Source organism: Nocardia sp. NPDC049737, assembly GCF_040674755.1.
Classification (GTDB): Bacteria; Actinomycetota; Actinomycetes; order Mycobacteriales; family Mycobacteriaceae; genus Nocardia.
Window position 1 is genome coordinate 61929 of sequence record NZ_JBFANH010000031.1, and the last position, 26665, is coordinate 88593.

The 26665-nt window shown below is 65.3% G+C and carries 31 protein-coding genes; 9 read left to right on the top strand and 22 right to left on the bottom strand.

Translation table 11 applies throughout. The features are described 5' to 3' along the window. Positions 1 to 12 precede the first annotated feature (12 nt). The 3 genes from AB0J47_RS33615 to AB0J47_RS33625 all read right to left on the bottom strand — a co-directional run bounded on the left by AB0J47_RS33615 (position 13) and on the right by AB0J47_RS33625 (position 3855). Positions 13 to 1749, bottom strand: coding sequence for an ABC transporter ATP-binding protein (locus AB0J47_RS33615; protein WP_364355512.1), 1737 nt, complete (start codon positions 1747 to 1749; stop codon positions 13 to 15). Next, positions 1746 to 3575, bottom strand: a complete 1830-nt coding sequence (locus tag AB0J47_RS33620; protein WP_364355515.1) for an ABC transporter ATP-binding protein — start codon at positions 3573 to 3575, stop codon at positions 1746 to 1748. Before AB0J47_RS33620 ends, AB0J47_RS33615 begins: the two co-directional genes overlap by 4 nt. A 97-nt stretch (positions 3576 to 3672) precedes the next feature. Then, positions 3673 to 3855: a hypothetical protein gene (locus tag AB0J47_RS33625; protein ID WP_364355518.1), complete on the bottom strand. Its 183-nt coding sequence runs from the start codon at positions 3853 to 3855 to the stop codon at positions 3673 to 3675. A gap of 381 nt (positions 3856 to 4236) precedes the next feature. Between AB0J47_RS33625 and AB0J47_RS33630 the strand changes: the two genes are divergently transcribed. From AB0J47_RS33630 to AB0J47_RS33655, 6 genes are all read left to right on the top strand, one after another. Further along, positions 4237 to 4431: a hypothetical protein gene (locus AB0J47_RS33630; protein ID WP_364355521.1), complete on the top strand. Its 195-nt coding sequence runs from the start codon at positions 4237 to 4239 to the stop codon at positions 4429 to 4431. Between the two features lie 61 nt (positions 4432 to 4492). Next, entirely contained in the window at positions 4493 to 4945 is a 453-nt protein-coding gene (locus AB0J47_RS33635) for a TIGR03667 family PPOX class F420-dependent oxidoreductase (RefSeq protein ID WP_364355524.1), read from the top strand. A 51-nt stretch (positions 4946 to 4996) separates the two neighbouring features. Then, entirely contained in the window at positions 4997 to 5932 is a 936-nt protein-coding gene (locus AB0J47_RS33640; RefSeq protein ID WP_364355527.1) for an RluA family pseudouridine synthase, read from the top strand. Positions 5933 to 5970: 38 nt separating this feature from the next. Further along, on the top strand, positions 5971 to 6780 hold the full coding sequence (locus tag AB0J47_RS33645; RefSeq protein ID WP_364355615.1) for a type II CAAX endopeptidase family protein: 810 nt from the start codon (positions 5971 to 5973) through the stop codon (positions 6778 to 6780). A gap of 593 nt (positions 6781 to 7373) precedes the next feature. After that, entirely contained in the window at positions 7374 to 10121 is a 2748-nt protein-coding gene (locus tag AB0J47_RS33650) for a hypothetical protein (RefSeq protein ID WP_364355530.1), read from the top strand. Positions 10122 to 10625: 504 nt separating this feature from the next. Next, a complete protein-coding gene (locus AB0J47_RS33655; RefSeq protein ID WP_364355533.1) occupies positions 10626 to 10808 on the top strand; it encodes a hypothetical protein in 183 nt (60 codons plus the stop codon). Between the two features lie 91 nt (positions 10809 to 10899). Here the strand turns inward: AB0J47_RS33655 and AB0J47_RS33660 are convergent, their stop codons facing one another. The 4 genes from AB0J47_RS33660 to AB0J47_RS33675 form a co-directional block, all read right to left on the bottom strand. Then, positions 10900 to 13071 carry an MMPL family transporter gene (locus AB0J47_RS33660; protein ID WP_364355536.1) on the bottom strand — a complete coding sequence of 724 codons (2172 nt, stop codon included), beginning with the start codon at positions 13069 to 13071 and terminating at the stop codon, positions 10900 to 10902. A gap of 41 nt (positions 13072 to 13112) precedes the next feature. Beyond that, a complete protein-coding gene (locus AB0J47_RS33665; RefSeq protein ID WP_364355539.1) occupies positions 13113 to 13547 on the bottom strand; it encodes an EXLDI protein in 435 nt (144 codons plus the stop codon). Between the two features lie 185 nt (positions 13548 to 13732). Continuing rightward, positions 13733 to 14959: an MFS transporter gene (locus AB0J47_RS33670; RefSeq protein WP_364355542.1), complete on the bottom strand. Its 1227-nt coding sequence runs from the start codon at positions 14957 to 14959 to the stop codon at positions 13733 to 13735. 116 nt (positions 14960 to 15075) lie between these two features. Beyond that, positions 15076 to 15726 carry a 2-oxoglutarate/malate transporter gene (locus AB0J47_RS33675; protein ID WP_364355545.1) on the bottom strand — a complete coding sequence of 217 codons (651 nt, stop codon included), beginning with the start codon at positions 15724 to 15726 and terminating at the stop codon, positions 15076 to 15078. A gap of 72 nt (positions 15727 to 15798) precedes the next feature. Here AB0J47_RS33675 and AB0J47_RS33680 point away from each other — a divergent pair, with 72 nt between their 5' ends. Further along, complete coding sequence (locus tag AB0J47_RS33680) at positions 15799 to 16434, top strand: helix-turn-helix domain-containing protein (RefSeq protein WP_364355548.1); 636 nt, start codon at positions 15799 to 15801, stop codon at positions 16432 to 16434. A gap of 114 nt (positions 16435 to 16548) precedes the next feature. On the opposite strand, the gene AB0J47_RS33685 is transcribed toward AB0J47_RS33680, so the two are convergent. The 13 genes from AB0J47_RS33685 to rpsJ all read right to left on the bottom strand — a co-directional run bounded on the left by AB0J47_RS33685 (position 16549) and on the right by rpsJ (position 22558). Next, positions 16549 to 16854, bottom strand: a complete 306-nt coding sequence (locus tag AB0J47_RS33685; protein ID WP_364355551.1) for an NUDIX hydrolase — start codon at positions 16852 to 16854, stop codon at positions 16549 to 16551. Positions 16855 to 16858: 4 nt separating this feature from the next. Next, positions 16859 to 17152, bottom strand: coding sequence for a hypothetical protein (locus AB0J47_RS33690; protein WP_364355554.1), 294 nt, complete (start codon positions 17150 to 17152; stop codon positions 16859 to 16861). A 135-nt stretch (positions 17153 to 17287) separates the two neighbouring features. Further along, the gene (gene rpsQ, locus AB0J47_RS33695) at positions 17288 to 17569 is read right to left on the bottom strand and encodes a 30S ribosomal protein S17 (RefSeq protein WP_040686553.1); all 282 of its coding nucleotides are present in this window, start codon (positions 17567 to 17569) and stop codon (positions 17288 to 17290) included. Next, positions 17566 to 17805, bottom strand: coding sequence for a 50S ribosomal protein L29 (rpmC, locus tag AB0J47_RS33700; RefSeq protein WP_040686552.1), 240 nt, complete (start codon positions 17803 to 17805; stop codon positions 17566 to 17568). The genes rpsQ and rpmC overlap by 4 nt, the downstream gene beginning before the upstream one ends. After that, positions 17805 to 18221: a 50S ribosomal protein L16 gene (gene rplP / locus AB0J47_RS33705; protein WP_014981662.1), complete on the bottom strand. Its 417-nt coding sequence runs from the start codon at positions 18219 to 18221 to the stop codon at positions 17805 to 17807. The genes rpmC and rplP overlap by 1 nt, the downstream gene beginning before the upstream one ends. 3 nt (positions 18222 to 18224) lie before the next feature. Then, complete coding sequence (gene rpsC, locus AB0J47_RS33710; protein WP_040686551.1) at positions 18225 to 19034, bottom strand: 30S ribosomal protein S3; 810 nt, start codon at positions 19032 to 19034, stop codon at positions 18225 to 18227. Continuing rightward, the gene (gene rplV / locus AB0J47_RS33715) at positions 19035 to 19436 is read right to left on the bottom strand and encodes a 50S ribosomal protein L22 (protein ID WP_364355561.1); all 402 of its coding nucleotides are present in this window, start codon (positions 19434 to 19436) and stop codon (positions 19035 to 19037) included. Continuing rightward, positions 19433 to 19714 carry a 30S ribosomal protein S19 gene (gene rpsS / locus AB0J47_RS33720; protein ID WP_040686549.1) on the bottom strand — a complete coding sequence of 94 codons (282 nt, stop codon included), beginning with the start codon at positions 19712 to 19714 and terminating at the stop codon, positions 19433 to 19435. Before rpsS ends, rplV begins: the two co-directional genes overlap by 4 nt. Before the next feature lie 15 nt (positions 19715 to 19729). Beyond that, a complete protein-coding gene (gene rplB, locus AB0J47_RS33725) occupies positions 19730 to 20566 on the bottom strand; it encodes a 50S ribosomal protein L2 (RefSeq protein ID WP_364355565.1) in 837 nt (278 codons plus the stop codon). A 33-nt stretch (positions 20567 to 20599) separates the two neighbouring features. After that, positions 20600 to 20905 (bottom strand): 50S ribosomal protein L23, encoded by a 306-nt coding sequence (gene rplW, locus AB0J47_RS33730; protein ID WP_040686547.1) that lies wholly within the window; start codon positions 20903 to 20905, stop codon positions 20600 to 20602. Continuing rightward, a complete protein-coding gene (rplD, locus tag AB0J47_RS33735; protein WP_364355568.1) occupies positions 20902 to 21576 on the bottom strand; it encodes a 50S ribosomal protein L4 in 675 nt (224 codons plus the stop codon). The genes rplW and rplD overlap by 4 nt, the downstream gene beginning before the upstream one ends. Further along, complete coding sequence (rplC, locus tag AB0J47_RS33740; RefSeq protein ID WP_040686545.1) at positions 21573 to 22238, bottom strand: 50S ribosomal protein L3; 666 nt, start codon at positions 22236 to 22238, stop codon at positions 21573 to 21575. The genes rplD and rplC overlap by 4 nt, the downstream gene beginning before the upstream one ends. Positions 22239 to 22252: 14 nt before the next feature. Further along, positions 22253 to 22558 carry a 30S ribosomal protein S10 gene (rpsJ, locus tag AB0J47_RS33745; protein ID WP_003938093.1) on the bottom strand — a complete coding sequence of 102 codons (306 nt, stop codon included), beginning with the start codon at positions 22556 to 22558 and terminating at the stop codon, positions 22253 to 22255. 547 nt (positions 22559 to 23105) lie between these two features. On the opposite strand from rpsJ, the gene AB0J47_RS33750 reads away from it, so the two are divergent. Both AB0J47_RS33750 and AB0J47_RS33755 read left to right on the top strand, forming a co-directional pair. Next, positions 23106 to 23582, top strand: a complete 477-nt coding sequence (locus tag AB0J47_RS33750) for a hotdog fold domain-containing protein (protein ID WP_364355573.1) — start codon at positions 23106 to 23108, stop codon at positions 23580 to 23582. Between the two features lie 190 nt (positions 23583 to 23772). Next, positions 23773 to 24966 (top strand): lycopene cyclase family protein, encoded by a 1194-nt coding sequence (locus AB0J47_RS33755; RefSeq protein WP_364355576.1) that lies wholly within the window; start codon positions 23773 to 23775, stop codon positions 24964 to 24966. A gap of 42 nt (positions 24967 to 25008) precedes the next feature. Here the strand turns inward: AB0J47_RS33755 and AB0J47_RS33760 are convergent, their stop codons facing one another. Together AB0J47_RS33760 and AB0J47_RS33765 are read right to left on the bottom strand one after the other, a co-directional pair. Then, a complete protein-coding gene (locus AB0J47_RS33760) occupies positions 25009 to 25863 on the bottom strand; it encodes an ABC transporter permease (protein WP_364355579.1) in 855 nt (284 codons plus the stop codon). Then, positions 25860 to 26627: an ABC transporter permease gene (locus AB0J47_RS33765; RefSeq protein WP_364355618.1), complete on the bottom strand. Its 768-nt coding sequence runs from the start codon at positions 26625 to 26627 to the stop codon at positions 25860 to 25862. Before AB0J47_RS33765 ends, AB0J47_RS33760 begins: the two co-directional genes overlap by 4 nt. Positions 26628 to 26665 lie beyond the last annotated feature (38 nt).

Here is a 26665-nt window from a genome sequence, read left to right on the forward strand (position 1 = left end):
GTTACGAATTCGCTAGACCGGCGCGGGCTCCAATCGCCAACCGGTGGCTCGCGACCGCTCGTTCCAGAAGTCGGCATAGCGGCCGTCGAGCGCCAAAAGTTCGGCGTGCGTGCCACGTTCGACGATCCGACCACCATCCAGGAACAGAATCTGATCGGCATGCGCGATGGTGGCCAGCCGATGCGCGACGACGATTACCGTTTTATCCCTGCTGAGTTCGTGCATCCCGCGCACCACGACCGCCTCGCTGTGCGGATCCAGCGCACTGGTCGCCTCGTCGAGCAGCACGATCGGCGCATCCTTCAGCAGCGCGCGGGCGATCGAAACCCGTTGCCGCTCACCACCGGATAGCGTCGCGCCGCCCTCACCGACCGCCGTGTCGTAGCCGTCGGGCAGCCGCTCGACGATCTCGTCCACCCTGGCCGCCTCGGCCGCGCGCTGCAGTTCGGCGTCGGTGGCATCGGGGCGGCCGATCCGAATATTGTCCGCCACCGACTGATTGAACAGATAGACGTTCTGGAAGACGAGTGAGAGCTGGTCCAGCAGTGTCTCCGACGGTTGCTCGCGCACATCGTGTTCGCCGACCACGACCCGGCCCGCCTCGACATCGTAGAAACGTGCGGCGAGCCGCAGCAGCGTTGTCTTGCCCGCGCCGCTCGGCCCGACGATGGCGGTGGTGGTCCCGGCGGGCACCTCGAAGCTCAGCTGCGACAACACCGGGTCACCCGGCCGGTAGCCGAAGGAGACATTGTCGAAAACAACGGATGGCGCACCCGGCGTCACCGACGACTTCGCCTCGGGCAGTACGGGTTCGGCGAGCAGTCCGGTGACCCGGTCGGCGGCCGCCGCGGCCGACCGCAGCGCATTGCCCAGCTGCGCGGCCTGGTTCAGCGGTTCGATGAACCGGGAGCTCACCGCGATGAGCGCGATCGCGGCTGCCGCCGAAACGGCGCCGTCGGTAACCCGGCCCACCGCGATGTAGACCAGCACCAGGAACACGGCCTGCACGAACAGCGCGAATACGATCAGACCGGGCACCGATGCGAACATCAATCGGGTAATCGCCGAACGTTGTTGTGCCAGTGCGCTATCGAGTGCACAGTTACCTGGTCCCACCGCGCCGAAGGCTCGCAACACCGGCTGCGCCTGGGCGAATTCCACCACCCGCGAATCGGCTTCGGCCGCCGTCTCGTGCATCCGCGCGTCGGAGCGGGTGTAGGCACGATTGGCCAGTCCATTGACCACGAATAACACCGGTGCGGCGAGCAGCATGGCCAGCGAGATCCGCCAGTCGATGAACAGCATGCCGACCGCGACACCGAGCGGAACCACGATGCTGGTCAGCACCTTGGTCAGCAGATACGCGATGAGGCCCTGGATCTCGCGCACATTCTCGACCACGATCCGCGAGAGCGGTCCGGCACTGTGCGTCTCGAACCAGCCGAGCGGCAAGGCATTCAGATGATCGCCGAGCCTGGTCTGCAGTCCGCGCTGCATGCCGACTCCGACGCGCAGACCGATTACGGCCTGCAGATATCCGAAGACAACGACCCCGGCGACCGCGACCAACATCCACAGCGCCCAGAACCAGGCGCGGCCGAGATCGTTGTCGAACAATGCCTCCAACACCGGCACCAACAGCAGATATGCCACGGCCTGACTCAACGCCTGGGCGATGATGGCCGCCAACAGTTTCGGCGTCAGGTGGGTGAACTCCGCCGGAATCAGCCCGAGCACCTTGCGAATCATCGTGTCACCTCGACATTTTCGATCAGCGCGAGCGCGCCGAGAGCCGCCTCGTTGATTTCCCAGAGCCGCTGATAGGTACCGCCCGCATCGCGCAGACGGGCATGATCCCCCTGCTCGACCAGGGATCCGTTCTCCAGCACGAGAATTTGATCGACACCGGTGATGGTGTGCAGCCGATGCGCGATCACGAGCACCGTCCGACCCGCGACCAGCGCTGCGAGCGCATCCTGCACAGCCGCCTCGGATTCCGGATCCGCGAAGGCGGTCGCTTCGTCGAGGACCAGCACCGGGGTATCCGCGAGCAGCGCGCGGGCAATCGAAAGTCGTTGTGCCTCACCGCCAGATAGCGTCGCATCGACGCCGATCTCGGAGTCATAACCACGCGGCAGCGCCAGAATTCGGTCGTGGATCTGGGCCGCCCGCGCCGCCTGCTCCAGCGCGGCATTATCGGCATCGGGGCGGGCCAGCCGCAGGTTCTCGCGAATGCTGCCGCGGATCATGCGCACATCCTGGAAGACGAATCCGACAGTGCGGTAGAGCTCCTCGGTCGAGAAATCGCGAATATCGCGGCCCGAAATGGTGATTCGCCCGGCGCCGACGTCGTAGCAGCGCGGCAGCAGCTTCGCGAGCGTCGACTTACCCGACCCGCTCGGCCCGACCAGCGCGGTAATCGTGCCCGGCCGCAGTTCGAGGTCGATCTCGCGCAGCACCTGATGATCCGCGCGATAGCCGAAGCTCACGCCCTCGAACCGCACCACACCCGCGGTCACCGGTTCGGGAGCCGAAGTCGCCTCGGGCACAGTCAATTCGGGCGTCTGCTGCAGTTCGTACAGTCGCACCGCGGCCGCACCGGCGGCCCGCAGTGCCTGAGATCCGTACCCGAGACCGAGCAGCGCACTACCCAGACCGAGGCCGACGAGCAAGAACGGCAATACATCCAGTGGCGCGACCCAATCCAGCCCCACCGCGGTGAGCCCCGCGACCACCACCACAAGCATCACGAATACCGGCATGACCACGATGTCGGAGGCCGACTGGATGCGAATGATCGGCATCTTCAACCGATTCAGGCTATCGGCCTGGCCGTCCACCGCCTCCTGGAATACCGCGTGCGCCTTACCCGCTTGCCCGAATGCCCGCACCACCTGGATGCCGTCGACGAATTCGATTGTGGCGTCCTGGGTTCGGCGTTCCCAGCGGGTATAGACGGCCATGCGATCGCGGCCGTCCTGGTCCATCATCCGGCTGAACAACACCATGTAGGCGATCAGCGGAATCAGCAGTGCCAGCGTGAGTCGCCAGTCGACGGTGATGAGGTAGCCGAGGGTGACCAGCGGCACGGTGAGCGCGCCGACGAACTCCAGTCGCGCATGCGCGACCAGATAGTGCAGCGCCTCGACATCGTCCTGCAGATACTTCTTCACCTCGCCGGAGGACCGCTCATCGAACCAGCCGAGCGGCACCCTGGTCAGCTTGGCCGCCAATAGTCGACGCAGCGTCAGCTGGTATCCGGCGTCGACCAGATGCGACCAGGTCAGCGCCGCCGCCTGCAGCAGCCCGCGCGCGAGGAGCACCAGCACGGCGATCAGCAGCAGTCGCCACACCCGATCGGTATCCACCTGGTCGGCGAGCAGTTCCCGGCAGGCCGCGACAATCAGCACGAACGGCACCACGGTGCCGACCGAGGCAATGGCCACGATGATGCTGGCGAGCGTCAATGTGGCGCGCACGGGCGCAAGGATCTCCTTGCGCGCCGCGGTTTCCTGCCGCTTTCGCGCCTTCAGCACCGTCTTCGGCGGCCGGTTTCCGGTTTCCTCCACCGTCATCTGCCTTGCCCCTCTCGCCCCTTCGCGGAGCCTCTTGCCGGAATCGGCACCCATCCTCACACAAGATGGGCCGAGAAGATAGGTTAGGCTAAGTTATCTAGTGGTGGTTCCAGCCGAGGTCACGTCCGATCAGCGCCTCGTTCCACGGGCGATAGAACTCGCGTAGCCGGGCCAGCGGGCCACCGCATTGACGTACACGCCGGTGCCGAGCATCGGCACGGATGGCAGCGCGGTCGGTGGCGGCGGCGCGGAGACCACTGAATCCCGGCTGTCGAGACACAGACGACGATGCACCCCATCTAGGCGACTTCACTAGACCGCCAACAAGGGATGCGCCAGCCACCGCTGCTCAGCGGTCGAAATCCCGCACCGGGCAGGACACTTGCCGACGAGCTCGATGCGAAGCTCGCACGGTGGGATCTCGCCGCCGGTGCCGATTTCCACGGACACGAGCGGTGGTGAGAAGCGACCGGATCGGATGCTGCGGGAAACCACCCACTACTCAATACCGAATGACCGGTTCTCATAGCGCACTTGGCAACACATTTTCGACGTGCCGGGGAAGCCTGTGTGAACGGCCGACTTTCCCAGCAACTTTCGCGCACGAGCATTACTAGCTTTGGCATCTACACAGATTGCGACTGCGGTTGGAGTTGTGAAAATGTTTGTCACGACAATTATTTCGAATTTCGGCGATTGCTACCGCGACCCCGGCACCTTGTCCGAAGTGCAGGCGCACCGGGCGATGCAGGTGCACTTGTATTGCAGCGTGGACAGCTGCAAGGTCCGCCGCCGCGCCAGGCAGACGCTCGTCGAGTCCCGGCGAATGGTGCTGGACGAACGTGCCGAGCCGTAGTCGCCGTGGCACATCTGCGCCGACGCGGAATCGACTGCACCGCGTCGGCGTTGCGACAGCCATGACCACCACCGAACCCGATCGCTCCGCCACGCCCGTCGTCGACACCGGCACCGCATTCGGTGCCACGGTCGCCGCCCGCCTGGAACGCGAGAATGTCATCTGGCTGACCACTGTCGGCCGCAGCGGAACACCGCAGCCGAATCCGGTGTGGTTCCAATGGCGCGACGGCGAATTCCTGATCTTCAGCCAGGCCGATAAGTCGAAGTTGCGCAATATCGCCCGCAATCCACGGGTGTCGCTACATCTCAACAGCACCGAGACCGGCGGCGACGTGGTGATTCTCACCGGCACCGCGCGCATCGATGAAGCCGGGCCCACCCCGGTGGAAGTCGCCGCGTTCACCGAGAAATACACCGAGGGACTCGCCTCGCTTCCGATGACCGAGGAACAGTTCCACGCCGAATACTCGGTCGCGGTGCGCGTCACGCCGGATCGGCTGCGTGGATTCTGAGCCCGACCCGGCCGTGAGCTGGGGCTTCGTCGCCAACTAAGGTCATCGGTGATGAGACGCAGGCAGCAGCCGCCGTTGCCCAAGCGGCACGGCCTGGATCCGGCCCGGCTCCGCCTGCCGGAGCAGGGCGATTGGGCGACCATTCGCGACCATTTGGTGGACCGGCTGCCTCGCGTCCCCGCCACGCGGATCGATGAACTGCTGGATGCGGGCGGAATCGTCGATCTATCCGGTCCGGTCGCGCCGGACGCGCCGTATGTGCCGGGCGGCGCGGTCTGGTTCCATCGCGACCTACCGGACGAGACCGAAGTGCCGTTCGATATCCCGATCGTCTACCGCGACGACGATCTGCTCGTCGTCGACAAGCCGCATTTCCTGGCGACGATTCCGCGTGGCCAGCACATCCTGCAGACGGCGTTGGTGCGGCTACGTCGCGAACTCGACCTACCCGATCTGATTCCGGCGCACCGACTCGACCGCGTCACGGCGGGGCTGGTGCTCTTCGTGATCAATCCGGCACGGCGTGGGGCCTATCAGACGATGTTCCACAAGCGCACGGTGCGCAAGGAGTACGAGGCCATCGCCCCATTCGATCCGGAGCTGACGCTGCCGCGCACGGTACGCAGCCGGATCATCAAGGAGAAGCAGGTGCTCGCCGCACAGGAGGTGGCTGGCGAGCCCAATGCGGAGACCTGGATCGAGTTGCTGGAGCAGCGCGACGGACTAGGTCGCTACCGGCTACGGCCACTGACCGGGCGCACCCATCAGCTGCGGCTACATATGAATGGGCTGGGCATTCCGATCCTCGGCGACGACTTCTACCCGGTACTCACCGACAAGTCTGTGCACGACTTCACTCGGCCCCTGCAACTGCTGGCCACATCGCTCGAATTCACCGACCCGGTCAGCGGCGAACCGCGCCGGTTCGACAGTGCTCGGACGCTGCAGGCATGGGCGGATCCGCAGGGTTGGCGAGGTCGGAATTAACGCCGACAGTGCGTAGCGCGAAACAAGCTACGACCATGTTGATGACGCAAACCCCCGAAGCCGAACCCGTCGCGCCAGTTGCGGGCATCCGTAAACTGGGCCGGGTGCTTCAACAGGACCTCGACGAAGCGGCACCGCCCCGCCACAAACTGCACGCCTATCTCGACGTGGCCGTTGTGGTGATCGTCCTGGCCGGCACGAATCTGATCGCCCACTTCACCACCGCATGGGCGAGCATCCTTACCGTTCCGATCGCCGCTGTGGCGTTGCTCGCGCTCATGCGCCGACGCGGACTCGGCTGGGCCGAACTCGGACTCTCACCGCGGCACTGGCGACGCAGCACGCTCTGGGCGCTCGGTGCGGCCGGCTTGGTGCTCGCCGTGGTCGCGATCGGGGCGCTGCTGCCGATCACCCGGCAGTTCTTCCTCGCCGACCGCTACGCCACCATCTCCGGCGCACTCATCGCATCGATGATCGTCATCCCGCTGCAGACCGCGATTCCGGAAGAACTTGCCTTCCGCGGCGTCCTGCACGGCACGCTCGACCGCGTCTACGGCGTCCGCGGCGTCTTCGCGGCGGGCTCGCTGCTGTTCGGCCTCTGGCATATCGCCTCCTCGCTCGGACTGACTGCCAGCAACCGCGGCCTGACCGGCTTCATCGGCGGTGGCACGGCCGGTCAGATCATCGGCGTCCTGCTCGCCGTTTTCGCCACCGCCGCCGCGGGCGTCGTCTTCACCTGGCTGCGCCGCCGCAGCGGCAGCCTCCTGGCCCCCATCGCGCTGCATTGGTCGGTCAATGGCGCAGGCGCATTGGCCGCCGCCATCGTTTGGCACACCACCCTCACCTGAACCCGGGTCGAGCGTAAATTCCGAGCATGCCCCTCGGACACCTCGGCATCAACGTCACCGTCTCACTGCGGCCCGATCCTATTACGACGAGCTGACGCCGCTGCTCGACTACGCGCCGCTGCTCAGTGCGGCCGACCAATTCGCCTACTTGCCCGCCGACAACAGGCCCGGCACGTATATCTTCTTCTACCCCCGACGTCCCCAGCTACGTGCGCACCGCTCCCGGCCTGCAATACATCGCCTTCATGGTCCATACCCGAGCTGCTGTCGACCGCGTACACGCGTGGGCCACCACCCGAGGCGACGAAATCATCCACGCCCCACAAGAATTCCCCCCGTACCGGCCCCCGTACTACGCCCGCTCCTGGACCGGCCCCGATGGCCTCGTGCTCGAGGCGGTCTGCCACACGAACGCATGACGCCGTAGGACGACAGGGCGTCCGATTCGCGCATTTGTTCGAGTTTTCGGAGTGCGCAGCATTGACCTCGGACGGGTAGCGGTTTAATCTCGGTGCGATCACACATATGTTCGAGCATGTAGGTCTGCGTCGGTATGACACCTGCTATGGCACCTGCTCCTGGGAAGGCTCGCGATGCGCGACAAACAGTCGACCGGTAGGTCCGAGATTGCCGCATTGGCCGAGCGGGTCGCGAATGCGCGGGGTCGGTTGCCGCTGCAGGATGACGCGGCGCTGGTGCAGGCGTTATCGGATGCCGAGATCGATGCGGAACGTGAACTCGCGCAATGGGTTCGGACGCAACGACGGGGACAGCGGAAACGGGCGGTCCAGGACGAACTCGCGGCGGAGAAGCGTAACCGGCGGACCATGTCCGCCATCCAGCGCGCCGATGACGCGGACGCGCGCTGGCATCGGCGGGCGCTCGCGGCGCGACGGCGGGTCTCGAATCAGGATGCGCGCCTCGCCCAGTTGTACCGCCGGGCCGAATGGTCCTCGCGCGCATTGATCGCCGTCGTGGTGCTCGGCATGGTGTGGGCCGGGGTGAATGTGCAGCACAACCTGGTGCCCAGCGGGAATATGGCAGATCCCCTGTACTGGTTGAGCTATGGCATCGAGGCGATGATCTCGATCCCGATCATCACCATCATGGTGGCCGCGACCACGGCCGCCCGCTGGGGCCGCGAACTCGACCGCGGCAAGGTCGTCTTCTTCGAAACCGCGCTGCTCGGCACGACCATCGCGCTCAACGCGGGCCCGCATCTGGCTGCCGGATCCTTCGGCCAGGCCGCCGAATACGCGATCGCCCCGGTCATGGTCGGCGTCGTTATCTGGTTGCACGCCTGGGTTTCCGCGCGTTACGCCCTGCTCATCGACAGCGTTCCGATGGTCGAGGACGAACCCGACCTGCCGCCCCGGCATCGGGTCACCACCGAACGCGGCGCACCTGTCGACACCTTCCGCGACGAACCCACCGACCGTCGAGAACTGCTCGCCGCCAAGGGTTTCGATCCCCTGCTCGACCAAACCGGCGTCCGCTTCCCGGTCGATATCGATCCCCACGTCGCCGAGGCGGCGATGCGCGCCGCCCAACCCGACACGGTTCCCGTCTCACGCCTCGATTGCACGGAAACCCTGGTGTACCACGCGCAAAGCACGCGCTCGACCAACGGCCGTCTCACCCAACCGATCCCGAGCGAGGACTACCGGTCCAGGCACTCAGCGCATGGGTCGGATTCGATCCATGACACCGCGCGCACCTTTACCGATGCCGACGGCACACGGCCTGCGCATGCATCGGCCACTGCCGCGAACACCTTCGACGAAAACGCATTGCACGCCGCCGAAGTCGATCAGCACATTGCACCCGGTGCCGCCGCGAGCGCCAGCCAGCGCTCGCCTCATGGCACCGTGCGTGTCCAGTCAGCGACGGCACAGGTACCCGCTCGCGACGCGCACACGAGCGTCACCCCAGCCGGATTCGATTCAGCGACCGCGGCGACGGCTGCCGACGCGCGTATTGCCCCTGGTGCCACCAGATTCGAGTCCGATACCGCACCTGCTACCACTGCCGATGAGCACACGACTTCCGCCGCCACAGGTTTCGCCCCCCAGACGGCTGCACCGAATGCTGTCAGCACACGCAACGAGCACACGGCCGTTGCCGACACCGCATTCGCCTCCCAGACCGCTGCCGATGAGCGCACAGCTTTCGCTGCCGCAGGCTTCGCCCCCCAGACGGCTGCACCGAATGCTGTCAGCATGCGCGACGAGCACACGACTGTTGCCGCAACCGGATTCGATTCCCAAGCTGCGGTGACTGCTATCGATGAGCGCGCGGCTGCCGCCGATATCGCTACCACGTCCGCGGCTAATGCTTCCGCTGGCGACGAGGTCACGGCCTCCGAGAAAAGCGGCGGCGATGCCCGGACGGCACCTGTGACCGCCGATCACGCGGCTTTTTCTGCCTCAGGCATCGACGTCCGGACCGCGACGGCGGCTGACTCCAGTACTAAGCGGGAGCGCACGGCCCCCGGTGCCACAGGCTTCGAGCGCGATACAACAACCACAGCTTCCGTTCGCGATGAGCGTTCCACTCGCGACGCGAGCACGACAGCTATTGGCGCAGAGGTCGAATCGCAGAAGGCCGCAACACGCCCCGCAGCGCAATCGCAGCTGAGCATCTTCGATACGGCGACTGTCGAGCCAGCACTGCAATCCAGTGATGACACCGCCCACACACCACGGGGCCGCGCACAGGCCGACAAGAGTCGCGCCACGGTTTCACGCACCGCGGCGACAGCAGGCACGGGCACGGGCACGGGCACGGGCACGGGCACGGTAGCTGACACTCCCCGCCCCACGAAGTCCAGTATTCGCACCGAAACCCCCACGCGCACAAGTTCACCCGCCGATCCCCAGGGTGCCGCCCGTAGTTCCGTGGCACCCACCCCGGCCGAACGAATCACGCGAGCAATGGAGGTTCCCCTCCCTTCGAGCGCGGGCAACACCGCAACAGATCCCCAGGCGCAGACCGCAGAGGACGAGGCCGAGGTCAGGAAACTCGTTCCGGATGAAGCACCGCGCCGCACCACCAGCGAGGTGATCAGCGAAGTCGTGCAATCACTTTCGGCGGAGGACCTGCTGACCGAGAACCTCGGCTCCGAGAGCGATGATGTCGAGGTATGGTCGGTCGCCCGCGCGATCGCGGGCCGCGGCCTCTCGGTCATCCCGGTGGAACAACTCGCCGAAATCCTCATGCTCGCCGACCAATCATGGACCCCGACCAGCATCGGCGCAGAAGTCGGCCTCTCCCGCACCGCCATCGCCCAAGTCTTGGAATTCGCCCGACGAGTCCGCCGCCCCTACGCGATCAGCAGCTAGCGAGACCCCGCCGCCGCGACCTCGGCGGCGGGTTCGAGCACGTATGCGTGAACAGTGCCCCCGTCGGTAGCGACCGTTCGCGACATGTCGCCTGTCGACACTGCGGGATATTGCGTGTCAACGAAATCACCGATAGCGGCCGATAAAGCACTGCGGCAGACTCGATACCGTCGCCGCCGAGCGCAAGGATCTGCTCGTGTGAGCGCATTGCGGCAGCGCATATTCCGCGACGGCGAGCGAGCAGCGGGTGGTCCGGGGGGGGGACTTGGCCTGGCTGTCACATTGACCGAAATGCAGGTGCTCGGGACCCGCGAGATGTCGGACCTCAACTAATTAGCTGACCCACCATCTGGCCGACTGGACTTTCACCGACGTCCGACCCCACCTCACCGCAAACGAACTGATCGGTGAGATACGCGACGAAATCGACCGGCTGAACGAGCGACCGAACTCGACCGGCCGATGCCTCGCCGCACCGACTGGCCGCAGATCCGCGTCGCGGTCATGACTCGACTGATACGCGCGAAATTCGACCAGCACCCCGAGATCGCCGCCGTCCTTCTCGGCACCGCACCGATCCGATACTCCGACTCGACGTCACCGCACTGGGACGAGCGGGGCCGCGACTGGACCGGTCGACCCCTGGAACTGACCCGTTCCGAGCTGGTAATCATCAGCAATGCATGAGACGAAAGGCCGTCCGACTTGGATATCCCAAGTCGGACGGCCCTGTTCACTCAACGGCTGAACTACCGGCGTTCCCCGGTAGACGCTGCCCCTAGTTGTTGTACGTATCCGAGTACGCGTACTGATCCGAGCGCGCATCCTGCGATTGCCCCTCGGACGCACCCTTCGAATCCCGGTCCCCATGCCCCGGCCACCAGGCCCGGTGCCCGATCAGCGCCGTCACCGCCGGGGTGAAGAACATCGCCATGACGAATGCGGCGATCGCGATGCCCACCGAGATCGCAAAGCCCATCTGCGACAGCACATTATTGCCGGCCAGCATCATCGAGGCGAAGGTGCCCGCCAGGATCACACCGGCCGCGGCGACCGTCGGACCGGTATGCCGAACCGCGAGGGCCGCAGCCTGTTTCGGCTCGTTTCCGGCCCGCGCCTCCTCACGCAAGCGAGCGACCATCAGAATGTTGTAGTCGGTACCGAGGGCGACCACGAACAGGTACATGATCACCGGCAGGGTGAAGATCAGTCCGGAATTGCCCTGGAGGTGCTGGAAAACCAGTACCGCAGCACCGAGCGTCGCGGCGAAGCCGAGGAAGACCGAGACCATCAGGTACCACGGTGCCACCAGACTGCGCAGCAGCAGCGCGAGCACGATCATGATCAGAATCGCCGCCACCGGGAACACGATCTTGTAGTCGTGGACCATCGCGTCCTGGAAGTCGACGTACACCGACGAGATGCCACCCACCACAGCGGTAGTGCCCGTGGGTGCCGACGAATGCGCGGCCGCACGCAGCGGATCACGCACCGTATCGAGCGCGGCATCCGATTCGGGCGCACCAATGAGGGTCACCTGGAAGTCGGCGGCCAGTCGGTCACTCGATACCGTCGGCGCGCCGACCTGACTCACACCCGGCACCGCCGCGAGCACGGCACGGTAGGCGGTGAGCTGGTCATCGTCGAGCGGTACGCCGGTGTCCGAACGCAACAGCACTTCGGACGGTTGGGTCGCCCCGGCGGGCATCCCCTTGAGCAATTCCTTGTTGTAGACCGTCGATTCGGAGGAATCCGAGGTCGAGCCCGAGCTCAGATCGAACGTCGGATGGAAGCCGAACGCCAACACCCCGAGGGCCACCAGTAGCCCACCGGATACCGCCGCGAACGCACCGGGCCGCCGCCCCATCGCCGCGCCGGCCGCGCTGAAGCGCGCACCTTTCGGCTCCTGCTGCCACGCCTTGGACGGCCAGAACACCTTGGTGCCCAACAGCGAAACCACGGCGGGCACCAGCGTCAGCCCGGCCAGCAGCGCCACCGCGACGGCGATGGCCAGCGCGGGACCGAGCGCACGGAACATGCCGAGCGTCGACAGGGTCAGCGCCATGAATGCGATGATCACCGCACCCGCCGCCGAGGTGATCGCCTCGCCGACCTTGGTGACCGCACTGACCATCGCGGTCTTCGGATCCTCGCCGGCCCGCAGTCGCTCCCGGTACCGGAACATCAGGAACAGGATGTAGTCGGTGCCGACACCGAAAAGCACCACCAGCAGAATGGAATTCACCGAACTGTCGACCTTCAGATCGAAGGCCTTGCTGACCATCGCGATCAGGCCGCCGACAGTGCTGGAGATCGCGCCGATCACGACGATCGGCAGTAGCGCGATCACCGGACTGCGGAAAATGATCAGCAACAGCACCAGAATCAGCACCACTGTCGCGATACCGATAATGGCCATACCCTTTTCACCGGACTCGGTCTGATCCAGCATCTGCGCCGCTTGACCGGTGACGCCCGCCTTCAGATCCGTGCCCTGCACCTGATCCCGCAATGCGTCTCGCAGTTTCTCGACCGCATCGCTCTGCGTCGTATCGCCCGCATTGGTCACCTTCGTCATCTGCACGGCGGCGATCTGCACCAAGCGGTTCTCCGAGGCCGGAACGGCCTGGATGCCGATGACATCCTTGATTCTGTCGCCATTGAGCTTCGACGCGATTGCCGTCACGCTCGCCGAATCGGCCTCGGTTAGCGGTGCGCCGTCCGCGCGGACGAAAACCAGTAGCGCTGCGGGGGCCTGCTGCTGTGGAAATGCCTGCTGCTGCAATTGCATTGCCTGAATCGACTCGTAATGCGATGGCAGGAATTCGGATTGGTCGGTGGTCGATTTCAGTTGCGGCGCCGAGGCCACCACCGCGATCACGATGAACAGCCAGAGACCGATCACCTTCCACGGGTTGTGCACAACGATCGCGCCCAGTCGAGCGAACATGTGGGAGAAGTCCTTTCGAGGTCCGAACGAGCGGACCGGTCTCAGATGTCGAGTTCGTCGATCTTCGGACTCGTCGCGGTGTCGACGAGTTCGCGGTAGATGCGGGCCGGAACCCGCCCGGCGAGTTCCTCGACCGAGTCGACGATGTCCACCGTGTAGTCGCCCCAGGTCTGGTCGTCGACGTCGAAGATCTCGCGCCAGTTCTTCAGATCCCTGGTCCAATTCGTGAATGCGAAGTCCATCCAGTCGGCCTGCTGCCGGTGCACCACGTATTTGCCCTTGCGGCTCAGGTAGACCCGGATCACCGCGAGGCCCGACTTGGTGAATTCCCGTGCCTCACCGAGCCTTCGCCCGACGAAACGCTGCCTGTGCAGGCCGCCGGGACCGGTTTTGAGCAGCACATCGCGCATATCCGATGCGCTCTTATCAATGTTGACCGTGGCAGTGTCGGCCGGTGTGTGCGGATCCGCGTTCATGATTCCCCGTCCCATTAATAGATATGCAATAAAGCATGAGATCGACGCCAGCGGACCCCGATTCGGTCCGCTGCGATGAGTTGATCTGCTGTTTTTCCGGTCCCCTCGAGCAGGCTCGTCAGCTTCCGTCGGGAATCACTATAAGTAGATGTATACGTATAACGCAAGGCCTGCATCGAGCGACTTCAGATCGCGCCGACCGGCCGCCGCTCCCGGTCGACCCGACGCACCACCTTGACCAGCAGCAACAGTCCGATTCCGAGTCCGAGCCCGAGTGCCGCGGCCGCCGCGAATCCCGCCGGGAAACCGCCCGCGTCGATCGCAACCCCGCAGAGCGAACTGCCGATGCCGTTGCCGAGCGTCATCGCGGCGCCGTGCCAGCCGATCGCCTCGCCGCGCCCGCCCTCCGGAACAATTCGACTCAACTGATCGACGGATGCGACAAGTGTTGGCGCACAAAGCGCTCCGGCGATGAGTCCGGTCACGCCCAGCGATAGCGGACCGACGGCGAAGCACATCGGAATGGTGACGACGCCGAGCCCGGCGAGCAGCACATACGTCGATATGGATCGATGCAACGCGCCGTAGACGAGCCCACCGACCAGCGAACCGAAACCCCAGACCGCCATGACCACGCCGAGCCACCGCTGCGCGCCGAACTCGCGAATCGCGGATACGAATGTCAATTCCGACCCCGCGAGCACCGCGATCGCCACACACGCGCCGATGCACAGCGCGACGAACTCGACCCGGAACCATTCGCGCCGCGGCACCGTCGCGGCCTCGGCCTTGTCATCCCCGCCCTTGACATCGCAGCGCAGCGGCGGATTGCGGACCCACACAAAGACTCCCGACAACACCAGCGCCATCTGCATCCCGAAGAGGGTGAGCGTCGTCGACCAAGCCGTCGCGGCGGCGACACCGAGCACCGGCCCGACCATGAACGCCATCTCCACCGAAACCGATTCCAGTGCCAGCGCCGGTTGACGGCTCTGCTCGGTCGTCGCCGCGATCACGGCCTGCCGCACTACCGTGAAGATCGGAATATCGAAAAGCCCGGCGACCGCCGCGAGCACCAACAGCGCCGCATACCCCACAAACGGCGCGATCGACCAACACACCGCCCCGACCACAATCGACGGCAGAATCGTCCGCCGCAATCCGAACCGATCCAGCATCCGCCCCCGCCACGGCCCACTCGCCGCAACACACAGCGTCACAACTGAACTCAGCGCGCCCGCCTGCCCATACGACCCGTGCAACGTCTGCACCACATGCAACGCGAGCAACACCGCCCCGGCGAAAAACGGAATGCGAACCATCACCCCCAGCAGCAGCACACTGCGCACCGCCGAATCCGCCAACACCTCCCGATAGGCCCGCACCCGACCGAGCGTCCCACGCCCACCCACCCCACGCCACCAATTAATCCCATGATTCGATCCACAGCGCACCAACGTCGCGAGTTCAGATTCGCACGTACCCAAGCCTTTCGGATCCGGCCGAATCGCTCAGGCGTGATCGCGGCCTAATAGCGCAGTAGCTCGACGCAGTACACGAGAATCCAGCTGACCCAGCCGAGCCATCCGATGAGGCCGATGAGTGCGCCGCGGCTGGTTCCATTCGCGTTGTAGGGGCTGGTCGACGCGGAGATGAACAGTAGTGCGGCGCTGACGTATCCGAGCGACGCGTGCCAAACGGCGATAAGTCCGGTACTCACTCCGGCGGCGGTGAAGCCAAGCATCGCCATGGCGAGGAAGACCTGGTTGAACCCGAAGAGCACGTTGCTCAGCGCCCACAGGCCTGCCACCGAATCACGGTCACGCGAAGCGGCCGCGGCCATGCCGAATCGGAGTGCCTCGACGCAGGTGAACGTGACGTTCTGCATGAGCACTCCGGCGAAACCGACCAGGGCCCACGCCTGCGGTCCGGACCCGCCCTGCCAGAGCACCGATAACAACCCGGCGGCGAAGACGGTGAGGCACACCCACCCGGCCGGAGCCGCGACCGACGGTTTGCGCAGTGCGCCGCCGACGGAGGCGAAGGATGCGACGACGGTGTCGAAGCCATCCCTCGACACTGGAAGCGGTAGTCGGCCGCGCACATAGACGGCGTTGATCACGACCGCCAGCAGCACGAATCCGAAACCGCCCAGGCCTGCCAATGCGGTGAACTCCATGAAGCCACATCCTTCTACAATTAGCTTTAACGAGACTATATTGAATATAGTTAGCAACAACCCAGGAGGACAATGGAAGCGCAGCCAGACCGACGCCGCTACGACTCGCTGCGCCGACTGACGCAGGCCAAACAGACGCACGCCGAGATCGCCGAGGCCGCGCGCCGATTGTTCGTCTCCCAAGGCTGGACGGCCACCACGGTGCGCGAGGTGGCGCGCGAAGCGGGGGTTTCGGTGCCGACGGTATATGCGGCATACGGGAGCAAAAAGGGATTGGTCCAAGCCCTGGTCGATGCGGCCGACCTCGCGGCCGACCCGGCACGGATGGTCGCGGAGTTGGAAGCCACCCCCGCCCCCGAAAGCCAGCTCGCGGGAATGGTCGGCTATGACCGCAGGCTGTTCGAGCGCGCCGGAGATCTCATCGCATTGTTACGCGAGGCGGGCCGCGTCGAATCCGATCTGGCCGCTGTGTATCAGCAAGGCAGGCTCCTGGCTGATCGAACTCGCATCCAAGTGTTCTCTACCTGGCCCGACAACACCCTGCGCGTAGACCTCGACCTCCCCACCGCTGTCGACATCTACGCCGCCCTGTGCAATATCGACGTCTACACCACCCTCACCACCGAACGCCGATGGCCACCGCAACGCATCGAACATTGGTGGACCCAAGTCCTGACCCGCGAACTCCTCAACCCGCACCGCCCATAGGCGAGCGCGAGGGCAGTGGCACAAATGCAGCGCAGCTAGCCGATTCGCGGTGCGGACTAGAATCAACGAGCTGGACACCTCACGGCGCAGACTCGCCGTGCTCTAGGTACCGGGTCACAGCTTCGGCACGTGCGACACCGGCTTGCCGCAGACGTCGGGCGAGAGAGTCTTATCACCTTCGCCCTCGCTCGGTGCCCAGTCGTGGACGAGCAATCGCTTTGGCAGGCGGTCGATTCCGAGCTCTTCACGAACCTCGCGGCGGCACGCCGATGCGGGTGCTTCACCCGGCTCTACATAGCCACCGGGTATATCCCAACCATTGCCATAGGTCTTGTGTACCAACAGCACCTCGTCGCCGCGCACGAAAAGCGCTCCCGCCGCCAGCCGTGCGCGCGCAAAATGATTGTCCTCGTCGGTCATTGGTTCACCTCACGACATGCATCCGTTGGGCCAAGGATTGCAAGACGAACGAAGGACCGCCGTGCGCATTGCGCATCCAGGTGAGTACGAGTTGTCGGCTGAGGTAATGGTGGCGAACTTGTTCCGGTGCCGCCTGCTCGGCATCGAGTAGGGCCGATACCGAATCCTGTTGGCGACCTGCCAAATTGAATGCACGCGCAAGCTCGAGCTGGTGCCGAATCCGGCGCTCCACCGGCAGGGCGGAGGTATCCAGCCCGGGACCCAACCGAAGCGCGATCTGCACATCGCCGAGTTCCATCGCGGTGTTGACTCTGAATGATCCGAACCGCTGAGCAAATATGAAAAAGGCCCGCTTCCCAAATGGGAAGCGGGCCTTTGCTTTACCGCCGGAAAAGGCTGACCGTTTCGAGCGACCTGCAAGCAGTCGCTACGGTTACTTGGCCTTCTCCAGGACCTCGACCAACCGCCAGTGCTTGGTGGCCGACAGCGGGCGGGTCTCCATCAGCTGGACGCGGTCGCCGACACCGGCGATCTCGTTCTCGTCATGCGCCTTCACCTTGGTGGTGGAGCGAATGATCTTGCCGTAGAGCTTGTGCCGCGTGCGGTCTTCCAGCTCGACCACGATGGTCTTGTTCATCTTGTCCGAGACCACGTAGCCGATGCGGACCTTGCGGGTGCCGCGCTTGACCTCGGGGGTCACTTTCTCTTCACTCATGCCGCATCTCCCTTGCCAGCGGGTGCCGAGGCCAGGCCGAGCTCGCGCTCACGCATGACCGTGTAGATGCGCGCGATCTCGTGACGCACGACGCGCAGGCGACGGTTGTTGTCCAACTGACCCGTCGCCATCTGGAAGCGCAGATTGAACAGCTCTTCCTTCGACTCGCGCAGGCGGGCGACGAGCTCCTCTTCGTTGAGCTCGCGGAGCTCTGCGGCCGGTGTACCGGTAGCCATCAGAACTGCTCCTCCCTGGTCACGATCCTGCACTTCATGGGGAGCTTGTGCATCGCGCGGCGCAGGGCCTCACGAGCGATCTCCTCGTTGGGGTAACTCATTTCGAACATCACGCGTCCGGGCTTGACGTTCGCGATCCACCACTCCGGCGAGCCCTTACCGGAACCCATGCGGGTTTCGGCCGGCTTCTTGGTGAGCGGGCGATCCGGGTAGATGTTGATCCAGATCTTGCCGCCACGCTTGATGTGGCGGGTCATCGCGATACGCGCGGACTCGATCTGCCGGTTGGTGACGTAGGCGGGCTCGAGAGCCTGGATGCCGAATTCACCGAACGCGACCGAAGTGCCGCCCTTGGCCATGCCGCTGCGGCTCGGGTGATGCTGCTTCCGGTGCTTGACCTTCCGTGGCATCAACATGCGTCAGCCCTCCTGTGTTTCTGCCGGGGCGTCGGCAACCGCGGTAGCAGCGCCGGCACGCCCGGCCTCGGTGCTGGTCGCGGTGGTGCCTGCGGAACCGGACCGACGCGGGCGGCTCGGCCGCTCCCGACGCTCGCGGCGGTCACCAGCGGCGGGCGCGGCCGCAGCCGTGACCTCACGCTTGCCACCGACGATGTCGCCCTTGTAGATCCAGACCTTCACGCCGATGCGACCGAAGGTGGTCTTGGCCTCGTAGAGGCCGTAGTCGATGTCCGCGCGCAGCGTGTGCAGCGGGACGCGACCCTCGCGGTAGAACTCCGAGCGCGACATTTCGGCGCCGCCGAGGCGGCCCGAGCACTGCACCCGGATGCCCTTGACGTTCGGCGAACGCATGGCCGACTGGATGGCCTTGCGCATCGCGCGACGGAACGCCACACGGTTGGACAGCTGCTCGGCGACACCCTGGGCAACGAGCTGCGCATCCGACTCGGGGTTCTTGACCTCGAGGATGTTCAGCTGCACCTGCTTCTTGGTGAGCTTCTCCAGTTCGGCGCGAATGCGATCGGCCTCGGCACCACGGCGACCGATGACGATGCCGGGACGCGCGGTGTGGATGTCGACGCGAACCCGGTCACGGGTGCGCTCGATCTCCACCTTGGAGATGCCCGCCCGCTCCATGCCAGTGGCCAGGAGCTTGCGGATGGCGACGTCTTCCTTCACGTAGTCCGCGTACTGCTTGTCCGCGTACCAACGCGACTTCCAGTCGGTGGTGATACCGAGGCGGAAGCCATGGGGGTTGATTTTCTGTCCCATTTACTTTGCCCCTCCCTTCCGGCGGTTACGAGTGGATCCACCGGCGGTGGGCACGCTCTCGACCTCGATGGTGATGTGGCTGGTGCGCTTGCGGATCCGGAACGCGCGGCCCTGGGCCCGCGGCTGGAAACGCTTCATGGTCGCGCCCTCGTCGACGTAGGCGGTCGAGATCACCAGGGTCGACGGGTTCAGGCCGAGGTTGTTCTCGGCGTTCGCCGCGGCGCTGGCCACGACCTTGGCGACCGGTTCGCTCGCGGCTTGCGGCGCGAACTTCAGGATCGCGAGGGCGTCCTCGACCCGCTTGCCGCGGACCAGGTCCACGACACGGCGAGCCTTCATCGGGGTCACGCGAACGTGCTTGGCGGTCGCGCGCGCAGTCGGGTTCTGAGTCTCAGTGGTCATCGCCGCTTGCTCTTCCGGTCTTCCTTGACGTGGCTCTTGAACGTCCTGGTGGGCGCGAACTCACCCAGCTTGTGGCCGACCATGGACTCCGAGACGAACACCGGCACATGCTTGCGGCCGTCGTGGACGGCGAAGGTGTGTCCGATGAAATCGGGGATGATGGTCGAACGACGGGACCAGGTCTTGATGACCTGCTTGCTGCCCTTTTCGTTCTGAACGTCCACCTTCGCGAGGAGGTGGTCGTCGACGAACGGGCCTTTCTTGAGGCTACGTGGCATTTCTTACCTCCTCCTTCAGCGCTTCTTGCCGGTCTTGCGACGGCGGACGATGAGCTTGTCGCTCGGACGGTTGGGCTTGCGGGTACGGCCTTCCGGCTGACCCCACGGCGAGACCGGGTGGCGACCACCGGAGGTCTTGCCTTCACCACCACCATGCGGGTGGTCGACCGGGTTCATGACGACACCACGGACCGTGGGGCGGCGACCCTTCCAGCGCATGCGGCCGGCCTTACCCCAGTTGATGTTCGACTGTTCGGCGTTGCCGACCTCGCCGACGGTGGCGCGGCAGCGCACGTCGACGCGACGGATTTCACCGGAGGGCATACGCAGCGTGGCGTAGGGGCCTTCCTTACCGAGCAGCTGGACACTCATGCCGGCGGCGCGGGCCATCTTGGCGCCACCGCCCGGACGCAGCTCCACGTTGTGGATCGTGGTACCGGTCGGGATGTTGCGCAGCGGCAGGTTGTTACCCGGCTTGATGTCGGCGGTGGGGCCGGACTCGATCGGGGTGCCCTGCACCACGCCCTTGGGGGCGATGATGTAGCGCTTCTCGCCGTCCACGTAGTGCAGCAGCGCGATATTGGCGGTGCGGTTCGGGTCGTACTCGATGTGCGCGACCTTGGCCGGGATGCCGTCCTTGTCCAGGCGACGGAAGTCGATCAGACGGTAGGCACGCTTGTGGCCGCCACCGCGGTGACGAGTGGTGATGCGACCGTGCGCGTTGCGGCCACCCTTGCTGTGCAGCGGGCGGATCAGCGACTTCTCGGGGGTCGACCGAGTGATCTCAGCGAAGTCCGAGACGCTGGAGCCACGACGGCCCGGCGTAGTCGGCTTGTACTTACGGATTGCCATGAGTTCTTCTCTGCTTTCTGGATTCCCAGGCGCTTACGCGACCGGGCCTCCGAAGATCTCGATGGGCTTGCTGTCGGCCGAGATGGTCACGAGCGCGCGCTTGGTGTCCTTGCGCTTGCCGTAACCGAAGCGGGTCCGCTTGCGCTTGCCCTGACGGTTGGCGGTGTTGACGCTGGTCACCTTCACGCCGAAGACCTTCTCGACGGCGATCTTGATCTGCGTCTTGTTGGAATCCGGGTGCACGATGAAGGTGTAGGTACCTTCCTCGATCAGTCCATAGGACTTCTCCGAGATGACCGGCGCCAGCAGAATGTCGCGGGGGTCGGCGATCGTGGTCACTTGCTCTCCTCCTGTGCGGATTCGGCGGGGCCGTGCACGAAGGCGTTCAAGGCCTCGACGCTGAACACCACTTCGTCGCTCTCGAGCACGTCGTAGGTGTTGAGCTGATCCGGCGCGATCGGGTGCACGAACTCCAGGTTCTGCACGCTCTTCCAGCCCGCGACGTCCTCACGTCCGAGGACGAGCAGGAACTTCTTCCGGTCCGAGAGCTCGGACAGGAACGACTTAGCGGTCTTGGTCGACGGGTTCTGACCCGAGACCAGTTCGGTGATCACGTGGATGCGCTCGTTGCGCGCACGATCCGAGAGAGCTCCACGCAGCGCGGCGCGGATCATCTTCTTGGGGGTGCGCTGGCTGTAGTCGCGCGGCTGCGGACCGTGCACGGTGCCACCACCGGCGAACTGCGGCGCGCGGGTCGAACCCTGACGGGCGCGACCGGTGCCCTTCTGGCGATACGGCTTCTTGCCACCACCGGAGACCTCGCCGCGCGTCTTCGTCGAGTGCGTGCCCTGGCGTGCGGCAGCGAGCTGCGCGATGACGACCTGGTGCATCAGCGAGATGTTCGCGGTGACATCGAAGATCTCGGCGGGGAGCTCGACGGTGCCGTTGGTCTTGCCGCCGAGTTCCTTGACCGGGAGGGTCAGATTGGTCTTCTTCTCGACGCTGGTCATGCGTGCGCACCACCCTTCACTGCGCTCTTGACGGTCACGACGCTGCCCTTGCGACCGGGGATCGCTCCCTTGATGAGCAGCAGGCCGTTCTCGGCGTCCACCTTGTGAACCGAGAGGTTCTGCGTGGTGACGCGGTCGTTACCCATGCGACCCGACATGCGCATGCCCTTGAACACGCGGCCGGGGGTGGCGCAACCACCGATGGAACCCGGGCGACGGTGCACCGCCTGGGCACCGTGCGAGGCGCCCTGACCACGGAAGCCGTGGCGCTTCATGGTGCCTGCGAAGCCCTTGCCCTTGCTGGTGCCGGTGACGTCGACGTAGGCGCCCTCTTCGAAGACATCGGCGTTGATCTCCTGGCCGACCTCGAAGGTGGAGGCGTCCGCGACCCGGATCTCGGCGACGTGGCGGCGCGGAGTGACACCGGCCTTGGCGAACTGACCGGAGACCGGCTTGTTCACCTTGCGCGGGTCGATGGCGCCGAAAGCGACCTGGACGGCGCTGTAGCCGTCGCGCTCCACGGTGCGGATCTGGGTAACGACGTTCGGTCCGGCCTTGATGACGGTCACGGGGACGACGCGGTTCTTGTCGTCGAACACCTGGGTCATGCCGAGCTTGGTGCCCAGGATGCCGGCCGCTGGCCTGTTCTTGTTGTCAGTCATATCTCGAGTCCCCGTCACTGAATGTTGACGTCGACGCTGGCCGGCAGGTCGATGCGCATGAGGGCATCAACCGTCTTCGGCGTCGGGTCGAGGATGTCGATCAGCCGCTTGTGCGTCCGCATCTCGAAGTGCTCGCGCGAGTCCTTGTACTTGTGCGGCGAACGGATGACGCAGTACACGTTCTTTTCGGTCGGCAACGGCACCGGCCCGACCACACGGGCCCCGGTGCGGGTCACCGTCTCCACGATCTTGCGCGCGGACGCGTCGATCGCTTCGTGGTCATAGGCCTTGAGCCTGATGCGGATCTTCTGTCCCGCCACGCTAAGTGTCCTTTTCTCCGCTTATCGTTCGTGGTCCGGAAGCCGGCTTCCGTACCACCTTCAATTGCACAGCCCGAACACACGAAGACGTCCCAGCCCGAGTGGATCAGGCCCGGAGGAGGCAGCCTGCGCAACCACGCAGGTCCCCCGCTCGGGCAGATCCAACACAGTGAGACCGCGACCGGGCACCGCCCGATCCTCGCCGCTGTTCATCTGTCATGGTTCTCCGGTCCACGCGGTCGGGCGTGTCGCCCCTCCGCTCATTCCTCGGCCCCGGTTCGAAACTTCACCTGGCCTGGAACGTTTGTCCCGGACGCACCCACGCTGGATGTCCAGCGAGGTACACGATTGGGTGTTGCTCGCCTCACCACCCGCCACAACCGTCGAACGGCATGACCCGGTGCAAGGCAACCCGAACAGTATGCCCGACCGCGTTGGCGACTTCAAATCCGCCCCCCGCCAATGACTCCTCAGCAGGTCAGGTTGTGAATCCCGGGCGCGCCCCGGTCGCTACCCGCACGAACTTACTTCCGAGTAAGATAAGGGCATGACGAAACCGACCGCGACCCATCGGATCTGGAACAAACTTCCGGACAACCGGCTCGGGCACACCCTGTTCTCGCTCGGCATGGTGGCCCGGGTGCCCTACTTCGGCACGGTGCTGCCGAGCGTCGTGCGTTTGGAGCCCGGACTATGCGAGGTGACCTCGCCGAAGTGGTTCGGCATCCACAACCACCTGGGCACATTCCATGCGATCGCGGCCTGCAATCTGGCCGAGGTGGCGATGGGAATGCTCAGCGAGGCCACGGTGCCCGATACCCACCGCTGGATTCCCAAGGCCATGAATGTGGAGTACCTGGCCAAGGCCGAGACCGGTCTGCGCGCAGTGGCCGAGCTGGCCGAGGTACCCGACTTCACCCAGATCACCGAGGGGCAGGAGCTGACCGTCCCGGTCTCCATCTACGACAAGCACGGCCGCGAGGTGGTGCACGCCGACATCACCACTTGGATTACACCCAAGTAGGCAACACCGTGAACGCGGCGAAGTCCCAACGCCGACGCGGCCGGTGCCCTGCGCCAGCGAGGTACACACCCACTGCGCGACCTACACACTATTTTCAGCGGGTGTGCAGGTCACACGGGGGTGTGCGGTTGGCCGCACCTACGGGGAGCATTGTTGCGGGCGAACGGGGGGAGCGGATTGAATGCGGAATATGAGCGACAGGGCGGTCCGGGAATTCGACCTCTGCGTGGTCGGGCTCGGACCGACCGGTCGGGCGCTGGCGCATCGGGCGATGCTGGCCGGGTTCCGCGTCGCCGCCGTCGATCCGCGGCCGGACCGGCTCTGGATGCCCACATTCTCCTGCTGGATCGATGAGCTGCCGGAGTGGTTGCCGTCGAGCGCCATTGCCGCGCGCATTCCGAAGCCGACGGTCTGGACGAAGTCCGAGCATCGGATCGACCGCCCCTACTGCGTGCTCTCGAAGACCGGACTGCGCGATGCCCTGCCGCTCGACGACGCCACCGTCATCGCCGGGCGGGCCACTCGCGTCGAGGCCAATGAGCTGGAGCTCGCGGACGGCACGACTTTCAGGGCCACAACAGTTTTCGATACCCGCGGGCTGCCGACACTCGGACGGCGTCGAGCCGCCAGCGCGCACGGCATCTTCGTCGACGCCGAAACCGCCGCGCCCATGGTGACCGAAGGCGAGGGACTGCTGCTGGATTGGCGTGCGGAGAACGGCGCGGGACCGAATGAGCCGCCGTCGTTCCTCTATTCCGTCCCGCTCGGTGACGGCACAGTGATCTTCGAGGAGACCAGCCTCGGCCTGCGCGGCGGCATGCCGCAGCACGAGTTACGCAGGCGCACCCTGAATCGTCTCGCCGCACACGGCATCCGACTCAAAGGCGACGAACCGACCGAGGCTGCGCACTACCCACTCGACCAGCCACCGCCGAAAAAGGGTACCGCCCAGGCGATTCCTTTCGGCTCCCGCGGCGGCATGATGCATCCCTGCACCGGCTACAGCGTCGCTGATTCGCTGGCTTTGGTCGACACCGCCGTCGAAGCCCTGCGACAAGGCCGTGACCCCATCGCCGAACTCTGGCCACTGCAGGCCCGACTGGTGTACTGGATGCGCATGCGCGGCCTCTGGGGCATAGGCCGCCTGACGACCGAACAGTCCATCGCCATGTTCGACACCTTCTTCCGCGCCTCCCCCCGCGGCCAGCGCGCCCTGCTCTCCGCCCACGACGACTACACCGCGCTCGGCGCCGTCCTCTTCAACACCGTCGCCCGCACCTGGCCGTTTCGCTGGCGCTACGACCTGGTCGGCTGGACGAACCGGAACCGCTGGGCCGATTTCGAATTCGCCGCAGCCGAACGCGAGGAAGGCCGGATCGGCTGACCCGGACCCGCGAGCCATCCGAACCCGCGGGGACCCGATACGTCAGGCGCCGGTTTCGGCGGCGCGCTGGTAGCCGCGGATCGCCGGGTACGCGAACACGACGATGAGCCCGAGCACCCAGGCGATGGTCTTCAACAGGGGGTCGGCGACGGCACCGCCGTAGGACAGTCCCTTCATCGCATCGATGGCGCAGCTCATCGGCTGATTCGCGACCACGTCCTGCAACCAGGTCGGGTAGGCGATCACCGGCACGAACCCGGAATTGAAGAACATCAGCAGGGTATTGACGATGCCGATAATGCTGACCAGCATGACGCCCTCGGTAATGGTTGCCAGCGCCGTGACCAGCACCGCGAAGCCGACTCCGAACAGCACCGGAATGCCGATCAACGCGATGGCCGCCAGCGGACCCTGCCCGAAGCGGAAACCGAGGCAGAAGCCGACCACGATCACGAACAGCGTGGTGACCAGCACGCGGACCGCTTCGGCGCAGAGCCTGCCCGTCAGTCCGGCCGCCCGGTGCACCGGCATGGTCCAGAACCGACCGAGCAGTCCGGTGTACTTCTCGCCCTTGAAGCCGAGCGCGCTGACCACCGCACCGGACATCGCCGCGACCAGCGTGATCAGCGCGACCTGTCCGTAGATGCTCGGTTTACCGGTGGCCGCGGTAATCGAATTGCCGAGCACGACACGGAACATGAACAGTGTCAGCGCCGGATAGATCAGCGTCTGGATGGTGGTCGCGGGATCGCGCGCCCACACCAGCAGCAACCGCCTGCACTGGATCAGGCTGTGCGCGATCCAGGTCGACAGCGCGCGTTCGGATGGCGTGGCCACCCGCGGCAGCGGGTCGAATCCGTCCACCTCGATGCGCTCCAAGGTCTCGACCGAACTCATGACCGCCTCACACTCGCCCAGATCGCCAACGGGGTGAAGACGATCGCCATACCGCCCAGCCAGGTCAGCGGCACCCACAGCACATCCCAACTCACCCCGTCATGCGCCATATCGCGCAGCGCGAAGGAGAACTGGGAGATCGGCTGATTGCGCACGAACGGCCGGATCCACATCGGAAAACTGCGTTCCGGGACGAATCCGCAGGACAGCATGCCGAAGATCAAGGTGGGCAGCGTCAATGCCTGACTCAGCGATTCCGGACTCTTGGTCAGGCTGCCGAGCGCGTCCGCACCGAGTGCGAGGACGGTACCGACCGCGATCGAGAACACACAGAACAGCACGGCCTGACCGAGTCCGGCGATGAAATGGAAGCCGATCATGTAGCCGAAGATGATCGCCGCGGTCAGCGCGGTCAGCGAACGCACCAGGCCCGCGCCGATGCGAGCGCTCAATGGCACCAGTGCGCCGATCGGCATCGTCTGTAGTCGGGTGCTCAGACCGGTCAGCGCCTCGTATGCGGACAGCTGCGCATTCGACATCATCGTGAACGCCATGGTCTGCAGCACGATGATCGGCATGACGAACTGGGCGTAGTCGATACCCTGGAACTTCATGACGAACCGCAGCGGCAGATAGAAGCCCAGGGTGAACACCAGCGGGGTGACCATCGCGACGATCAGTTCGCCCTTGACGGCCATGGTCCGCACAATGCGTCCGGCCAGCGCGCGCCACTGCGCGAAGTAAGAGAGCCTGGCCACGGGCAGCTCGGCGAAGAGCAGCGCCGAATCGGCCCGCTCGACGG

What these genes read in the sequence shown, in the direction of transcription:
- AB0J47_RS33615 (WP_364355512.1), bottom strand. Translation starts at nt 1,749, where the DNA reads ATGATTCGCAAGGTGCTCGGGCTGATTCCGGCGGAGTTCACCCACCTG.
- rplB (WP_364355565.1), bottom strand. Translation starts at nt 20,566, where the DNA reads ATGGCAATCCGTAAGTACAAGCCGACTACGCCGGGCCGTCGTGGCTCC.
- rpsQ (WP_040686553.1), bottom strand. Translation starts at nt 17,569, where the DNA reads ATGAGTGAAGAGAAAGTGACCCCCGAGGTCAAGCGCGGCACCCGCAAG.
- AB0J47_RS33680 (WP_364355548.1), top strand. Translation starts at nt 15,799, where the DNA reads ATGGAAGCGCAGCCAGACCGACGCCGCTACGACTCGCTGCGCCGACTG.
- rpsS (WP_040686549.1), bottom strand. Translation starts at nt 19,714, where the DNA reads ATGCCACGTAGCCTCAAGAAAGGCCCGTTCGTCGACGACCACCTCCTC.
- AB0J47_RS33750 (WP_364355573.1), top strand. Translation starts at nt 23,106, where the DNA reads ATGACGAAACCGACCGCGACCCATCGGATCTGGAACAAACTTCCGGAC.
- rplV (WP_364355561.1), bottom strand. Translation starts at nt 19,436, where the DNA reads ATGACCACTGAGACTCAGAACCCGACTGCGCGCGCGACCGCCAAGCAC.
- rplC (WP_040686545.1), bottom strand. Translation starts at nt 22,238, where the DNA reads ATGACTGACAACAAGAACAGGCCAGCGGCCGGCATCCTGGGCACCAAG.
- AB0J47_RS33635 (WP_364355524.1), top strand. Translation starts at nt 4,493, where the DNA reads ATGACCACCACCGAACCCGATCGCTCCGCCACGCCCGTCGTCGACACC.
- AB0J47_RS33620 (WP_364355515.1), bottom strand. Translation starts at nt 3,575, where the DNA reads ATGACGGTGGAGGAAACCGGAAACCGGCCGCCGAAGACGGTGCTGAAG.
- AB0J47_RS33650 (WP_364355530.1), top strand. Translation starts at nt 7,374, where the DNA reads ATGCGCGACAAACAGTCGACCGGTAGGTCCGAGATTGCCGCATTGGCC.
- AB0J47_RS33640 (WP_364355527.1), top strand. Translation starts at nt 4,997, where the DNA reads ATGAGACGCAGGCAGCAGCCGCCGTTGCCCAAGCGGCACGGCCTGGAT.
- rpmC (WP_040686552.1), bottom strand. Translation starts at nt 17,805, where the DNA reads ATGGCTACCGGTACACCGGCCGCAGAGCTCCGCGAGCTCAACGAAGAG.
- AB0J47_RS33665 (WP_364355539.1), bottom strand. Translation starts at nt 13,547, where the DNA reads ATGAACGCGGATCCGCACACACCGGCCGACACTGCCACGGTCAACATT.
- AB0J47_RS33690 (WP_364355554.1), bottom strand. Translation starts at nt 17,152, where the DNA reads ATGGAACTCGGCGATGTGCAGATCGCGCTTCGGTTGGGTCCCGGGCTG.
- rpsC (WP_040686551.1), bottom strand. Translation starts at nt 19,034, where the DNA reads ATGGGACAGAAAATCAACCCCCATGGCTTCCGCCTCGGTATCACCACC.
- AB0J47_RS33630 (WP_364355521.1), top strand. Translation starts at nt 4,237, where the DNA reads ATGTTTGTCACGACAATTATTTCGAATTTCGGCGATTGCTACCGCGAC.
- AB0J47_RS33660 (WP_364355536.1), bottom strand. Translation starts at nt 13,071, where the DNA reads ATGTTCGCTCGACTGGGCGCGATCGTTGTGCACAACCCGTGGAAGGTG.
- AB0J47_RS33755 (WP_364355576.1), top strand. Translation starts at nt 23,773, where the DNA reads ATGAGCGACAGGGCGGTCCGGGAATTCGACCTCTGCGTGGTCGGGCTC.
- AB0J47_RS33675 (WP_364355545.1), bottom strand. Translation starts at nt 15,726, where the DNA reads ATGGAGTTCACCGCATTGGCAGGCCTGGGCGGTTTCGGATTCGTGCTG.
- AB0J47_RS33760 (WP_364355579.1), bottom strand. Translation starts at nt 25,863, where the DNA reads ATGAGTTCGGTCGAGACCTTGGAGCGCATCGAGGTGGACGGATTCGAC.
- AB0J47_RS33685 (WP_364355551.1), bottom strand. Translation starts at nt 16,854, where the DNA reads ATGACCGACGAGGACAATCATTTTGCGCGCGCACGGCTGGCGGCGGGA.
- AB0J47_RS33655 (WP_364355533.1), top strand. Translation starts at nt 10,626, where the DNA reads ATGACTCGACTGATACGCGCGAAATTCGACCAGCACCCCGAGATCGCC.
- rplP (WP_014981662.1), bottom strand. Translation starts at nt 18,221, where the DNA reads ATGTTGATGCCACGGAAGGTCAAGCACCGGAAGCAGCATCACCCGAGC.
- rplD (WP_364355568.1), bottom strand. Translation starts at nt 21,576, where the DNA reads ATGACCAGCGTCGAGAAGAAGACCAATCTGACCCTCCCGGTCAAGGAA.